The 13850-nt window shown below is 68.7% G+C and carries 13 protein-coding genes; 6 read left to right on the top strand and 7 right to left on the bottom strand.

Annotation, left to right across the window (positions count from 1 at the left end):
- Positions 1-5: 5 nt before the first annotated feature.
- The 4 genes from NGF19_RS15035 (at position 6) to pknB (ending at position 6556) form a co-directional block, all read left to right on the top strand.
- A complete protein-coding gene (locus tag NGF19_RS15035; RefSeq protein WP_252425388.1) occupies positions 6-1469 on the top strand; it encodes a Stp1/IreP family PP2C-type Ser/Thr phosphatase in 1464 nt (487 codons plus the stop codon).
- Between the two features lie 28 nt (positions 1470-1497).
- Positions 1498-2946, top strand: coding sequence for an FtsW/RodA/SpoVE family cell cycle protein (locus NGF19_RS15030; RefSeq protein ID WP_252425387.1), 1449 nt, complete (start codon positions 1498-1500; stop codon positions 2944-2946).
- Complete coding sequence (locus NGF19_RS15025) at positions 2943-4421, top strand: peptidoglycan D,D-transpeptidase FtsI family protein (protein WP_252425386.1); 1479 nt, start codon at positions 2943-2945, stop codon at positions 4419-4421. The genes NGF19_RS15030 and NGF19_RS15025 overlap by 4 nt, the downstream gene beginning before the upstream one ends.
- Positions 4422-4591: 170 nt before the next feature.
- On the top strand, positions 4592-6556 hold the full coding sequence (gene pknB / locus NGF19_RS15020) for a Stk1 family PASTA domain-containing Ser/Thr kinase (protein WP_252425385.1): 1965 nt from the start codon (positions 4592-4594) through the stop codon (positions 6554-6556).
- Positions 6557-6663: 107 nt separating this feature from the next.
- Here pknB and NGF19_RS15015 read toward each other — a convergent pair whose 3' ends face one another.
- The 5 genes from NGF19_RS15015 to NGF19_RS14995 form a co-directional block, all read right to left on the bottom strand.
- Positions 6664-7425 carry a class E sortase gene (locus tag NGF19_RS15015; protein ID WP_372505659.1) on the bottom strand — a complete coding sequence of 254 codons (762 nt, stop codon included), beginning with the start codon at positions 7423-7425 and terminating at the stop codon, positions 6664-6666.
- 44 nt (positions 7426-7469) lie between these two features.
- A complete protein-coding gene (locus tag NGF19_RS15010; protein WP_252425384.1) occupies positions 7470-8663 on the bottom strand; it encodes a class E sortase in 1194 nt (397 codons plus the stop codon).
- Positions 8660-9301, bottom strand: coding sequence for an aminodeoxychorismate/anthranilate synthase component II (locus tag NGF19_RS15005; RefSeq protein WP_252425383.1), 642 nt, complete (start codon positions 9299-9301; stop codon positions 8660-8662). The genes NGF19_RS15010 and NGF19_RS15005 overlap by 4 nt, the downstream gene beginning before the upstream one ends.
- Positions 9298-9459, bottom strand: coding sequence for a hypothetical protein (locus NGF19_RS15000; RefSeq protein WP_252425382.1), 162 nt, complete (start codon positions 9457-9459; stop codon positions 9298-9300). The genes NGF19_RS15005 and NGF19_RS15000 overlap by 4 nt, the downstream gene beginning before the upstream one ends.
- A gap of 138 nt (positions 9460-9597) precedes the next feature.
- Positions 9598-10401: a DUF881 domain-containing protein gene (locus NGF19_RS14995; protein ID WP_252425381.1), complete on the bottom strand. Its 804-nt coding sequence runs from the start codon at positions 10399-10401 to the stop codon at positions 9598-9600.
- Positions 10402-10541: 140 nt separating this feature from the next.
- On the opposite strand from NGF19_RS14995, the gene crgA reads away from it, so the two are divergent.
- Positions 10542-10796: a cell division protein CrgA gene (gene crgA / locus NGF19_RS14990; RefSeq protein ID WP_252425380.1), complete on the top strand. Its 255-nt coding sequence runs from the start codon at positions 10542-10544 to the stop codon at positions 10794-10796.
- 263 nt (positions 10797-11059) lie between these two features.
- Here crgA and NGF19_RS14985 read toward each other — a convergent pair whose 3' ends face one another.
- Positions 11060-11983 carry a rhomboid family intramembrane serine protease gene (locus NGF19_RS14985; RefSeq protein ID WP_252425379.1) on the bottom strand — a complete coding sequence of 308 codons (924 nt, stop codon included), beginning with the start codon at positions 11981-11983 and terminating at the stop codon, positions 11060-11062.
- Positions 11984-12078: 95 nt separating this feature from the next.
- Entirely contained in the window at positions 12079-12612 is a 534-nt protein-coding gene (locus tag NGF19_RS14980; protein WP_252425378.1) for a peptidylprolyl isomerase, read from the bottom strand.
- Between the two features lie 270 nt (positions 12613-12882).
- Here NGF19_RS14980 and NGF19_RS14975 point away from each other — a divergent pair, with 270 nt between their 5' ends.
- The gene (locus NGF19_RS14975; protein ID WP_252425377.1) at positions 12883-13578 is read left to right on the top strand and encodes a DUF5324 family protein; all 696 of its coding nucleotides are present in this window, start codon (positions 12883-12885) and stop codon (positions 13576-13578) included.
- Positions 13579-13850 lie beyond the last annotated feature (272 nt).

Genomic DNA, 13850 nt, shown 5'->3' with positions numbered 1-13850 from the left:
TGCACATGAGTCTGTCACTGCGCTTCGCCGCCGGATCGCACAAAGGCATGATCCGCGAGGGCAACGAGGACTCCGGCTACGCCGGTCCGCGCCTGCTCGCGATCGCCGACGGAATGGGCGGCCAGGCCGCCGGTGAGGTCGCCTCCTCCGAGGTGATCTCCACCATCGTCGCGCTGGACGACGACGTCCCCGGATCCGACATCCTCACCTCGCTCGGCACCGCCGTGCAGCGCGCCAACGACCAGTTGCGCGCCATGGTCGAGGAGGACCCCCAGCTCGAAGGCATGGGGACCACCCTCACCGCCCTGCTGTGGACCGGTCAGCGACTCGGGCTCGTCCATGTCGGCGACTCCCGCGCGTATCTGCTGCGCGACGGCGTCCTGACGCAGATCACACAGGACCACACCTGGGTGCAGCGGCTCGTAGACGAGGGCCGTATCACCGAGGAAGAGGCCACCACCCACCCGCAGCGCTCGCTCCTCATGCGCGCGCTCGGCAGCGGCGACCGCGTCGAACCCGACCTGTCGATCCGCGAGGTGCGCGCCGGCGACCGGTATCTGATCTGCTCGGACGGCCTGTCCGGCGTGGTCTCCCACCAGACGATGGAGGAGACCCTCGCCAGCTACCAGGGCCCGCAGGAGACCGTGCAGGAGCTGATCCAGCTCGCGCTGCGCGGCGGCGGCCCCGACAACATCACCGTCATCATCGCCGACGTCCTCGACCTGGACACCGGGGACACCCTCGCGGCGCAGTTGTCCGACACCCCCGTCGTGGTGGGCGCGGTCGCCGAGAACCAGCAGTACGCGCAGGACAACGGCATCATGCAGACCCCCGCGGGCCGCGCCTCCGGCCTCGGCCGCCCGGCGCCCCGGCAGGGCGGCGGAGGCGAGTTCGGGCCCCCCGGCAGCGGCGACGGCGAGGGTTACGACTCGTCGGGCAGCTTCGACTCCTACAGCGACGAGGACTTCGTCAAGCCGAAGAAGGGCCGCAAGTGGCTCAAGGGGTCGCTCTACTCGGCCCTGGCGCTCGCCCTCGTCGGCGGCGGGCTGTACGGCGGCTACCGCTGGACGCAGACGCAGTACTACGTCGGCGCCGAGGGCGAGCACGTCGCGCTGTACCGCGGCATCAGCCAGGACCTGGCCTGGCTGTCGCTGTCGAAGGTGCAGAAGGACCACCCGGAGATCGAACTCAAGTACCTGCCGCCCTACCAGCAGAAGCAGGTCAGGGCGACCATCGCCCAGGGCAACCTCAAGGCGGCCCAGTCCAAGGTCACCGAGCTGGCCGTCCAGGCGTCCGCGTGCAAGAAGGACGCCGAGCGCCGGGCCACGGAGGAGCGGACCGCCAAGTCCAAGGCCACCCCGACACCGAACGCGTCGCAGACCAAGACCCAGACCGCACCCACGTCCACACCCGGCCCCACCCTCTCGGAGGAAGAGCAGAAGGTCGTCTCACTGTGCGGTAAGCAGTAAGCGAGCCGTGAGAGGGCCTGTCACACCCATGAGCAGCAGCACGAACTCGACGACGCACCACACGTCCACGATCGGCGCGATCGGCGCGCCCAGCCGCCGCAACACCGAACTGGCGCTGCTGGTGTTCGCCGTCGTCATCCCGGTGTTCGCCTACGCCAACGTCGGCCTCGCCATCAACAACACGGTGCCGCCCGGCCTGCTAAGCTACGGCCTCGGCCTCGGTCTGCTGGCCGGCGTGGGCCATCTCGTCGTACGGAAGTTCGCTCCGTACGCGGACCCGCTCCTGTTGCCGCTGGCCACCCTGCTCAACGGGCTCGGTCTGGTGGTCATCTGGCGCCTCGACCAGTCCAAGCTGTTGCAGCACATCCACCAGGCCGGCACGGCGGCACCCCGCCAACTGCTGTACACCGCCCTGGGTATCGGGCTGTTCGTGGTCGTACTGATCTTCCTCAAGGACCACCGGGCCCTCCAGCGCTACACGTACATCTCCATGGTCGGCGCGCTGATCCTGCTGCTGCTGCCGCTGGTACCGGGACTCGGCGCCGACCTCACCTACGGCGCCAAGATCTGGATCTCGGTCGCCGGATTCTCCATCCAGCCCGGTGAGTTCGCGAAGATCGTCCTGGCGATCTTCTTCGCCGGCTATCTGATGGTGAAGCGGGACGCGCTCGCGCTCGCCAGCCGCCGCTTCATGGGGCTGTACCTGCCGCGTGGCCGCGACCTCGGCCCGATCCTCGTCGTCTGGGCGATCTCGATCCTCATCCTGGTCTTCGAGACCGACCTCGGTACGTCGCTGCTGTTCTTCGGAATGTTCGTCATCATGCTGTACGTGGCGACCGAGCGGACGAGCTGGATCGTCTTCGGTCTGCTGATGTCCGCAGCCGGTGCCGTCGGTGTGGCGAGCTTCGAACCGCACGTCCAGACGCGTGTGCAGGCCTGGCTCGACCCGATGAACGAGTACCTGCTCAGCCGGGCCGGGGTCAAAGACGGCGTCGTGCACTCCGAGCAGCTCCAGCAGGCTCTGTGGGCGTTCGGGTCCGGCGGCACTCTCGGCTCCGGCCTCGGCCAGGGCCACTCCGACCTCATCCGCTTCGCCGCCAACTCCGACTTCGTCCTCGCCACCTTCGGTGAGGAGCTGGGTCTGGCCGGCCTCATGGCGATCCTGCTGGTCTACGGTCTGATCGTGGAGCGCGGCGTGCGCACCGCCCTCGCCGCCCGCGACCCGTTCGGCAAGCTGCTGGCCGTCGGCCTGTCCGGCGCCTTCGCGCTCCAGGTCTTCGTCGTCGCCGGCGGTGTCATGGGGCTCATCCCGCTGACCGGTATGACGATGCCCTTCCTGGCCTACGGCGGATCCTCCGTCATCGCCAACTGGGTGCTGATCGGCATCCTTCTGCGCATCAGCGACACGGCGCGCAGACCCGCCCCGTCCCCCGCTCCCAACCCCGACGCCGAGATGACCCAGGTGGTCCGCCCGTGAACAAGCCCGTGCGCCGCATCGCGATCTTCTGCGGCCTCCTGGTCCTCGCGCTGCTCGTCCGCGTCAACTGGCTCCAGTACGCCAAGGCCGACAGCCTCAAGAACGCCAAGGACAACCGTCGCGTCAACATCACCCGCTACGCCTCGCCGCGCGGCGACATCATCGTCGGCGGCTCCCCGGTCACCGGGTCGGTGGAGACCAAGACCGACGCGCTCAACGACCTGAAGTACAAGCGCACGTACAAGGACGGCCCCATGTGGGCGCCCGTGACCGGCTACGCCTCGCAGGTCTACGGCGCGACCTTCCTCGAGGGCGTCGAGGACGGCATCCTCACCGGCACCGACGACAAGCTCTTCTTCCGCAACACCCTGGACATGCTCACCGGCAAGCCGAAGCAGGGCGGAAACGTCGTCACCACGCTCAACGCGGCGGCGCAGAAGGCGGCTTACAACGGGCTCCAGGGCCACGGCAAGGGCGCCGTCGTCGCCCTGGAACCGTCCACCGGCAAGATCCTCGCGCTGGCCTCCTACCCGTCCTACGACCCCGGGTCGATCGCCGGCAGCTACGACGGCAAGGCCTGGGAGGGGCTGCAGAAGAAGAACAACCCCAGCGACCCGATGCTGAACCGGGCACTGCGCGAGACCTACCCGCCGGGCTCCACGTTCAAGGTGGTCACCGCCGCCGCCGCGCTGGAGAACGGCAAGTACGCCTCGGCCGACCAGCCCACCGACTCCCCGCTGCCGTGGACCATGCCCGGCACCACCACGCCGTTGCAGAACGAGGGCAACCTCCCCTGCAAGAACGCCACCATGCGCGAGGCGCTGCGGGTCTCCTGCAACACCGTCTTCGGCAAGATCGGCGCGGACCTCGGCAACGACAAGATGCTCGAGGAGGCGGAGAAGTTCGGCTTCAACAAGCAGCAGTTCGTCCCGACCCGCGCCGACGCCTCCGTGTTCTCCAAGGACATGAACGTGTCACAGACGGCCCTGTCCTCCATCGGCCAGTTCAACACCGCGGCCACCCCGCTGCAGATGGCCATGGTCGTCTCGGCGATCGCCAACGACGGCAAGCTGATGAAGCCGTACATGGTCGACAAGCTCCAGTCACCGAGCGTCGACACCCTGGAGCAGACGCAGCCGGAGGAGCTGAGCCAGCCGCTGTCCTCGAAGAACGCCCAGATCCTGCAGTCGATGATGGAGACGGTCGTCAAGACCGGCACCGGCACGAACGCGCAGCTCGGCAACGGCGTCACCGTGGGCGGCAAGACCGGTACCGCCCAGCACGGCATCAACAACTCCGGCAAGCCGTACGCCTGGTTCATCTCCTACGCGAAGATGAGCGACGGCAGCTCGCCGGTCGCCGTGGCCGTGGTGGTCGAGGACGAGAACGCCAACCGCGGCGACATCTCCGGCGGTGGCCTCGCCGCCCCCATCGCGAAGAACGTCATGAAGGCTGTCATCGACAGCAGGCAGTGACCCCCGTCACGTCCCCTTCACATCGGTGCACGTTGCGATACCGGTCCTGTATCGGGTGGCGGATGTGGCCAGGTCACGCAGAGCGAGCCGGGTAGCGTATGCCCGGACAGCACACCGCCGGACCACACGCGGGTGTGGTCGGGACCGACGGAGAGGGCTGGTAGGAAGCTATGGAAGAGCCGCGTCGCCTCGGCGGCCGGTACGAGCTGGGCCAGGTGCTCGGCCGTGGTGGCATGGCCGAGGTCTACCTCGCGCATGACACCCGTCTCGGCCGCACCGTGGCAGTGAAGACCCTGCGCGCCGACCTGGCGCGCGATCCTTCCTTCCAGGCCCGGTTCCGCCGGGAGGCCCAGTCGGCCGCCTCGCTCAACCATCCCGCGATCGTCGCGGTGTACGACACGGGCGAGGACTACATCGACGGGGTCTCCATCCCGTACATCGTCATGGAGTACGTCGACGGCTCCACGCTCCGTGAACTGCTGCACAGCGGCCGCAAGCTGCTGCCGGAGCGGGCCATGGAGATGACCATCGGCATCCTCCAGGGCCTGGAGTACGCCCACCGCAGCGGCATCGTCCACCGCGACATCAAGCCGGCGAACGTCATGCTGACGCGCAACGGCCAGGTCAAGGTGATGGACTTCGGCATCGCCCGCGCCATGGGCGACTCCGGCATGACGATGACGCAGACCGCGGCGGTCATCGGCACCGCCCAGTACCTCTCGCCGGAGCAGGCCAAGGGCGAGCAGGTCGACGCGCGCTCCGACCTGTACTCGACGGGCTGCCTCCTCTACGAGCTGCTGACCGTCCGTCCCCCCTTCGTCGGCGACTCCCCGGTCGCGGTCGCCTACCAGCACGTACGCGAGGAGCCCCAGGCCCCGAGCGTCTTCGACCCCGAGATCACGCCCGAGATGGACGCGATCGTGCTGCGGGCCCTGGTCAAGGACCCGGACTACCGCTACCAGAGCGCCGACGAGATGCGCCAGGACATCGAGGCCTGCCTCGACGGACAGCCCGTCGCGGCGACGGCGGCGCTGGGCGCGGTCGGTGCGGGCGGCTACGGCGGCTACCCCGACGAGCAGCCCACGACGGCCCTGCGCCCGGACCCGAGCGGCGGAGCCACGGCGATGCTGCCGCCGATGAACCCGGACGACGGCGGCTACGGCTACGACGACCGCCCGGCCCGCCGCCGCCAGAAGAAGTCGAACCTGTCGACGATCCTGCTCGTCGTCTCGGCCGTGCTGGTCCTGGTCGGCGCGGTGTTCATCGGCAAGTGGATCTCCGGCGGCGGAGGCGCGGGCAACGACATGGTGCCGACGCCCAACTTCGTCGGCCTCTCGCAGAACGAGGCCGAGCGGAACGCCGAGAACGCCGATCTGAAGCTGGCCATCACGAAGAAGCCGTGCGAGAAGGAGCGGAAGGGCTACGTCTGCTCCCAGGACCCCAAACCGCCGACCGAGGTCAAGAAGGGCGACACGATCAACCTGGTGGTGTCCACGGGCGCGCCGAAGGTCGCGGTGCCCGATGTCGACGGGCAGAACGTCGACGACGCCAAGGCCAAGCTCGAGGGCGAGGAGTACGGGTTCAAGGTCGAGCTCAAGCCCCAGGAGTCCGGCCAGGCCGCCGCGAACACGGTCCTCTCGACCGACCCCGCGGCAGGCAAGAGGGTGCAGAAGGGCTCCACGATCACGATCACCTACGCCCAGGAGCCGTCTCGGGTCACCGTCCCCGATCTGTCGGGCAAGTCGGCCGAGGACGCGCGGACCTATCTCCAGTCCAAGGGCCTCCAGCTCGGCACCCAGACGGAAGAGGAGTCGGGCGACCAGCCCGAGGGCACGATCTTCTGGCAGAGCCAGGGCGCCGGCTCGGAGGTCGCCCGTGACACCACGATCGACGTCAAGATCGCCAAGGCCCCGCAGGAGCAGCCCTTCGCGATGCCGAAGGTGACCCAGATGACGCTCGGCCAGGCCAAGCAGGTCCTCGCGGGGGCCGGCCTGGAACTCGACAAGGCTGTGGGTCCTGGCGCGAACGACGACAACGCCATGGTGGTGAAGAGCGAGCCGACGGAGGGCGCACAGGTCAAGAAGGGCGACAAGGTGACCCTCTGGGCCATCGGCACCGGCGGCCCGCCACAGTAGAACAGCGGTAAGAACTCGCCGCGGTCCGCGCGGAGTTCGCCAAGGGCCTGGAATCCATGACGGATTCCAGGCCCTTGGGCGTCATCAGGGCCGAGGCGGCATCCCGCTCAGCGCAGTTCCTTCGGCGGCGTCCGCTTGCCGTCCACCTTCTCCACGCGCTCCAACTCGCCCCACACGATGTACCGGTACTCCGACGTATAGATCGGTGTGCACGTCGTCAGCGTGATGTAGTGGCCCGGCTTCTTCACGCCCGCTTCCTTCGGGACGGCGGTGAGGACGTCCACGTTGTACTTCGAGGTCTCCGGAAGGGTCGCGAAGACCTTGTAGACGTACCACTTGTCCTTCGTCTCGAAGACGATCGGGTCGCCGTCCTTCAGCTTGTGGATGTTGTGGAACTTCGCCCCGTGCCCGTCCCGGTGCGCGGCCAGCGTGAAGTTGCCGTTCTTCCCCGTCGTCGGCAGCGTCGCCTTGACCGGGTCCGTGTAGTAGCCGGCCACGCCGTCGTTGAGGATGCTCGTCGACGTGCCCTTCTCGACCAGCACCTCGCCGTTGTGCATCGCCGGCACATGCAGGAAGCCGATGCCGTCCTTGGTGTCCAGGGCGCCGGGCCCGCTGTCCTTGCCCGCCGCCCAGTGGTCGCGCACCTTGTCGCCCTGCCGGTCGGCCTGGCGGTCCGCGAGTATGTTCGTCCACCACAGTGAGTAGACGACGAACAGTCCGAGCACCAGGCCCGCCGTGATCAGCAGTTCCCCGAGGAAGCTGACCGCCAGCGCGATCCGGCGCCGCCCGCGGCGCCGCGGCACCGGGGAGGGGGCGAGGCCCGGTGACGGCGCGCCGTTCTGCTCGTCCTGGTCGGTCGTCACTCCCACTGCGTCTGCCCCGCCTGTTCCACGTGCTCGTGCGCCCACATGCCCTACCGAATGAGCGCGTCCGGTTTGCCCTTGCTGCGCGGCCGTTCCTCGACCATCTTGCCCCAGACGATCAGCCGGTACTTGCTGGTGAATTCAGGCGTGCAGGTGGTCAGTGTGATGTAACGGCCCGGCTTGGTGAAACCCGACCCCTTCGGTACGGGATCGAGGACACTCGTGTTCGCCGGTGAGGTCACCGGAAGGAGGGACGCCATCGTGTAGACGTAGTACTCCGTCTGGGTCTCGACCACGATCTTGTCCCCCGGCTGCAGCCGGTTGATGTACCGGAACGGCTCCCCATGGGTGTTGCGGTGGCCCGCGAGCCCGAAGTTGCCCGTCCTGGCGTCCGGCATCGCCGTCTTCAGGCCCTCCTCGCCGTAGTGCCCGACCATCCCCTTGTCGAGCACCGCGGACTTGCTCGTGCCCTCCGCGATCGGCACCGCCACGTCGAGCTTCGGGATGTGCAGAATGGCGAAGCCCTGCCCCGGCTCGAACTCCCCCGGCTCCCGCTTGCCGCTCGCCCAGTCCTGCTGGAGATGCTGAGCGGCTCGGTCCGCCTGCTGGTGCGCCCGTACGTTCGACCACCAGAGCTGGTAGGTCACGAACAGCAGCATCAGGACACCGGTGGTGATGAACAGCTCGCCGAGCACCCGGCTCGCGATGACCCCCGCGCTGGGCTTGCGCGCCCGTGCGGCCCGTCGGGCCTCCACCCGGGACAGGGGCGCCGCTCCGGCGCTCCCAGCGGGCTTCTCGGCCGTCTGTGACCGTCCTGCGTGCCGCCGTCCCTGTCTCCTGGCCGCCTTGCGCCGGGCGGCCCGGCCGCCGGGAGCGGGCCCGGACGACTCACCGGCACGCTCCGCGGCCCGCGGCATCCCCTCGATGTCCACGGTGCGCAGCGCGACGGTCTCGCTGTCCCTGGGCGCGAAGGCGCCCCGCCGGTCCGGTGCCTCGTACGTCTCGGGGTCCTCGTAGCCGGAAAGGACGGGAAGCACCGCCGTCGCCTCGTACGAGGACTGCGGCGCCTGCTGCTCGTACGACGCCCCCTCGCGCCCCGCGCCCGTGCCCGCGTACCCCTGCCGCCCTTGCTGCCCCTGCCACGCGCCGAAGCCCTCGTACGGCTGCTCCCCGTACGAGGCCCCGTCGTCCGCGGCACCCACGGGAGCCGCGCCGCTGTCGCGCTCGGGGCGCAGCGCGGTCACGCCGTGGCCCTGCCCACCACCGGGGCAAGCCCCGTCGACCTCGCCACGGCCTCCTGGTCGCCGCATTCCGCCAGCCAGTTGGCCAGCATCCGGTGGCCGTGCTCGGTCAGCACCGACTCGGGGTGGAACTGCACGCCCTCGACAGGGAGTTCACGGTGCCTGAGCCCCATGATGATCCCGTCGTGCGTCCGCGCCGTGACCTCCAGTTCGGCCGGCACCGTCTCCGGCGCGGCGGCCAGGGAGTGATAGCGGGTCGCGGTGAAGGGGGAGGGCAGCCCGGCGAAGACGCCCTTGCCCTCGTGCTCGACGAGTGAGGTCTTGCCGTGCAGCAGCTCGGGCGCCCGGTCGACGACACCGCCATAGGCCACCTGCATCGACTGCATGCCCAGGCAGACACCGAAGACGGGGACGCCGGTCGCGGCGCAGTGCCGCACCATCTCGACGCAGACGCCCGCCTCCTGCGGGGTCCCGGGGCCGGGGGACAGCAGCACGCCGTCGAACCCTCCGCCCTGGGCGTGCGCCGTCGACACCTCGTCGTTGCGCAGCACCTCGCACTCGGCGCCCAACTGGTACAGGTACTGCACCAGGTTGAAGACGAAGCTGTCGTAGTTGTCGACGACGAGAATGCGCACACTCACTGGTTGTCCACCGTCACATCGTTGAAGGGCAGCAGCGGTTCGGCCCACGGGAAGACGTACTGGAACAGGACGTAGACCACGGCCAGCACCAGCACCGCCGACAGCAGCGCCCTCACCCACGCGTTCCCCGGCAGATGCCGCCAGATCCAGCCGTACATGCCGTCCCTTCCGTCTCACCACGGCACCGGACTCACGCCGTACTCCACCAGACTAACGGCGCCGAGCCGCCTGTTTCGTGGTTCCGGTATCGGATCGACAAAGGGCCGTACAATTCCGCCGGACCGTGCGGGACCGCCCTACTGCACGGGCTGTGCGTAGTGCAGATCCACCGTGCCCGTGTACCCGGGAAGGGTCACCGTCCCGTCGTCGGTGACCTTCCAGCCGAGGCCGTAGACGTTGACGTAGACCATGTAGTTCTGGATCGCCGGTGAGTCGGCGAGCGCCTTCTTGAGCTTCTCCGGGTCCCCGACCGCGGTGATCTTGTACGGAGGCGAGTAGACGCGGCCCTGGAGGATCAGGGTGTTGCCGACGCAGCGCACGGCGCTGGTGGAGATCAGCCGCTGGTCCATGACCCTGATGCCCTCGGCACCGCCCTGCCACAGCGCGTTCACCACGGCTTGGAGGTCCTGCTGGTGGATGACCAGGTAGTCGGGCTGGGGCTCGGGGTAGCCGGGAAGCTTGGCGGTCGCGTTCGGTGGCGCGTCGTTGAGCGTGACGGTGATGGCCTTGCCGGTGAGCTTCCGGGTGCCCGCGTTCTTCTCCAGCGCAGCGAGCCGTGCCTGCTCCGCCTTGCCGGTGCTGCCGCCGGTCCGCTTGGCCAGGCCCTCGACGTCGTCGCGCAGCGCGGCGTTGGACTCGTCGAGCCGGGCGTTCTTGTGGCTGCGCTCGTGGATGAGGTCCGAGAGCTTCAGCAGCGAGGAGTCCGTACGGATGTTGGTCCCCTTGGCCGTGTCGAAGCTCGTGAAGAAGATGAGCCCCGCGAGCGCGAAGACACCCACCGTGAGCACGCGCACGGGCCGGAGCCGGTGCCCGGGGGAGGACGTGGACTTCGATTCCGGCGAACCGGAACCCCCCTGGGGGGAGTCGGCCGTATCGCTCACGTACCCTTATCTCCTTCGGCGCCTCGGAAGCACTACGCTAACGGACGCCCGGGGGAGCGCCGGTGTCCCCTTGTACGCTGCCCCGGAACGCGCCCCCGTTCCCTGCGTGGCCACGCAGCGCATCGACAGGAGAGACTCTCGTGCCGAAGTCACGTATCCGCAAGAAGGCCGACTACACGCCCCCGCCGTCGAAGCAGACGACGAGCGTCAACCTCAGCAGCCGCCGCTGGGTCGTACCGGTCATGCTGGCCATGTTCGTCATCGGGCTCGCCTGGATTGTCGTCTTCTACGTGACCGACGGGTCCCTGCCGGTGGACGCGCTGGGCAACAAGAACATCATCGTGGGCTTCGCGTTCATCGCGGCGGGCTTCGGCGTCTCCACGCAGTGGAAGTAGCGGCCTAGTTATCCACAGCCTTGTCCACAGAAGGGTGGGGCGGTGGAAAAAGAACGACGATCTGTGGATAACTCATGGGGGTCGTGACGTCGGTATGACGGAATCACCGGGCCTCGTAAACCTGTTCGCCCCCTGTCCCACCTGGGAAAACTCCAGTCGGCGACAGGGGGCACGCGTGTTCTCCGCACTGTGCACAAGATCATCTGCGGGCTGTGGACAACACTGGGTACAACCTCGGGCTACGGCGTGTGCATACCCGCCACTCAGGTGAGCTGGGCGGTCCTCACCAGGGTCATGACGATCACTGCGGCCAGCACCACCGCACAGGTCCCGTACTGCACGAGCGTCCGCCGCTCGCGGGGCGCGTGCACCATCGCGTAGCCGACCACGACACCGCCGACGAGTCCGCCGACGTGCGCCTGCCAGGAGATGTGGAACCCCGGGCTGAAGGTGATGATCAGGTTGACCGCCAGCAGGGCCAGGACCGGGCGCATGTCGTAGTTGAGCCGGCGCATCAGCACGGCCGTGGCGCCGAAGAGCCCGTAGATCGCACCGGAGGCCCCGAGCGAGGGCTGGTTGGGCGCGACCACCAGGTAGGTGAGCGCGCTGCCTGCCAGTCCGGCGGTGAAGTACAGCGCGAGATAGCGGGCGCGGCCCAGGGCCGCTTCCAGCGGGGCGCCGACCCACCACAGGCTGAGCATGTTGAACAGGATGTGGAAGTAGCTCTGGGGGTCGTGCAGGAACATCGCGGTCAGCAGGCGGTACCACTCACCCTGCGCGACACCCACGATCTCACCGTGCTGCCAGTAGGAGGCGGCCCGGCCGAAGAGTTCGAAGCGCTCGGTGAAGCGATCGCCCACGGAGAGCTGGACCAGGAACACGGCCAGATTGACGCCGATCAGCAGCTTGGTGAGCAGCCGGGGGTCGGCGGTGATCGTGCCGCCCGCGAGCGTGCGGGGCCGGTTGGCGGCCGGGGAGTGGCCCGTGCCGGAGCCGCTGCTGACGCACTGCGGGCACTGGAAGCCCACCGCCGCGTCGACCATGCACTGCGGGCAGATGGGGCGCTCACAGCGGGCGCAGCGAATGCCGGTCTCGCGGTCCGGGTGCCGGTAGCAGACCGGCAGCTCCGGGGCGCCGTGCGGACCCTGGCTCTGCGGGCCCTGCGGGGTGCCAGGCGCCTCGTCCATGCGGTTCCCTCACTTCTCCGTACGACGGGGTGCCCCGCCCTTCCTTGTACGGACGAGTGGGGCCGTTTTGTTCCCTCGTGCGGTGTCCCGCGGGCTCAGCCCTCGCGGGTCTCGACGACGACGGACTCGATGACGACGTCGTTGACCGGACGGTCCGTGCGCGGGTTGGTCGGGGCCGCGGCGATGGCGTCCACGACCTTCGTGCTGGCCGCGTCGGCGACCTCACCGAAGATGGTGTGCTTGCGGTTCAGCCAGGCCGTCGGAGCGACCGTGATGAAGAACTGCGAGCCGTTGGTGCCGGGGCCGGCGTTGGCCATGGCCAGCAGGTAGGGCTTGTCGAAGGCGAGGTCCGGGTGGAACTCGTCCCCGAACTGGTACCCCGGGCCACCGATGCCGTTGCCCAGCGGGTCGCCGCCCTGGATCATGAAGCCACTGATCACCCGGTGGAAGACCGTGCCGTCGTAGAGCTTCTTCGTGGACTTCTCGCCGGTCGCGGGATGGGTCCACTCACGCTCGCCCTTGGCGAGCTCGACGAAGTTACGGACCGTCTTGGGCGCGTGGTTCGGCAGGAGCCGGATCACGATGTCGCCGTGGTTGGTCTTCAGGGTGGCGTAAAGCTGCTCAGCCACGATCTGCCTTCCGTTGTCCTCTGTGACTCCCCGATCCTCGCACGGGACGGGCGGTGCGTCGTCCGGCTACGACCGAGTGGTCCCGCTCGCGGGGCGCGGTGCGACGATCCATGGCATTGTCGTCGAAAAGGGGCTTGTCGCCCCGAATCACCCCCGAAAGCTCCTATGACCCGGATGCCCGCGCTCGCATGCCCGCGAGCGCTGCCCGGGGCATGATCCGTTCAAGGCTGGAAAGTCGAAGTTCTGTACGCCACCGAGGAGGAGGAAGCCGTGACCCGCATCGACAGCGTGCGCGCCGCGACCGGCTCGGCGAGGGACAGCGTGCTGCATGCCGCGGAAGTGGTGGCGCCCTACGCCGACATGGCCAGGACCAAGGCAGCACAGTGTGCGCGCGAGGCAGGTGTCCGTCTCGCGCCGAAGATGTCGCAGGCCGCCGACCAGGCGCGCATCCAGTACGACGCCCATCTCGCCCCCCGCCTGGTGCAGGCGCGCTCCCATGTGCCGTCCAGGGTGGATCAGGCGGCCCAGAACGCCGCCAGAGCCTATCGGCAGGCGGCCGAGTACTCCCGGCCGATGATCGAGCAGGCGATGGCCGTCGCCGGTCCCGCGCGAGAGGAGGCCGCGGCCCGGAGCACCGCGGCGCTGGCGGCCCTGCGCGGCCAGGTCACCCCGCAGCAGATCCAGAAGCTGGTGCGCCGACAACAGCGGCGGGCCAACGCCGCTCGCGCCGTGAAGGGCCTGGCGTTGCTGGGCGTGCTGGCCGGCACCGCGTGCGCCGCCTGGAAGTGGTGGGACAAGCAGACCAACCCCGACTGGCTGGTCGAGCCGCCCGCCGCGACCGAGGTCCCGCAGGGGGACCGCCTGGCATCGGTGGACGGCAGCGGCGCGAACACACTGGATCCCGAGGTACAGGCGATGCGAGCCGACGACGAAGGAGAGAACGGCGGCCGTCGCGGCCGTCTCTGAACGTTCCTCCCATCACCACTGTGGGGCAGAGGACTTGAGGTCTTCTGCCCCACAGCCATGTTTCACGTGGAACACCACGCCCCCGCTCGGGAGCGTTTACGCACACGCCCCTTGATGACGTTTGCAATGCGCCAACTGTGCGGGTTCGGTGGAGACTTCCCCTACGGGATGCACCATCTCGCGCGTACATACCGGGACATACGCGCCCACACTCGACCTCTTACGTCACCACACATCACTCTGCGACCACATCGGACGTCCGCGCGACGGCT

This window comes from Streptomyces macrolidinus, from assembly GCF_023887685.1.
Lineage (GTDB): Bacteria > Actinomycetota > Actinomycetes > Streptomycetales > Streptomycetaceae > Streptomyces > Streptomyces macrolidinus.
The sequence above is the reverse complement of the archived record's forward strand: the minus strand, read 5'-3'. Positions and strand labels throughout refer to the sequence as shown.

What these genes read in the sequence shown, in the direction of transcription:
- NGF19_RS15000 (WP_252425382.1), bottom strand. Translation starts at nt 9,459, where the DNA reads ATGTACGGCTGGATCTGGCGGCATCTGCCGGGGAACGCGTGGGTGAGG.
- NGF19_RS15030 (WP_252425387.1), top strand. Translation starts at nt 1,498, where the DNA reads ATGAGCAGCAGCACGAACTCGACGACGCACCACACGTCCACGATCGGC.
- NGF19_RS14985 (WP_252425379.1), bottom strand. Translation starts at nt 11,983, where the DNA reads ATGGACGAGGCGCCTGGCACCCCGCAGGGCCCGCAGAGCCAGGGTCCG.
- NGF19_RS15035 (WP_252425388.1), top strand. Translation starts at nt 6, where the DNA reads ATGAGTCTGTCACTGCGCTTCGCCGCCGGATCGCACAAAGGCATGATC.
- pknB (WP_252425385.1), top strand. Translation starts at nt 4,592, where the DNA reads ATGGAAGAGCCGCGTCGCCTCGGCGGCCGGTACGAGCTGGGCCAGGTG.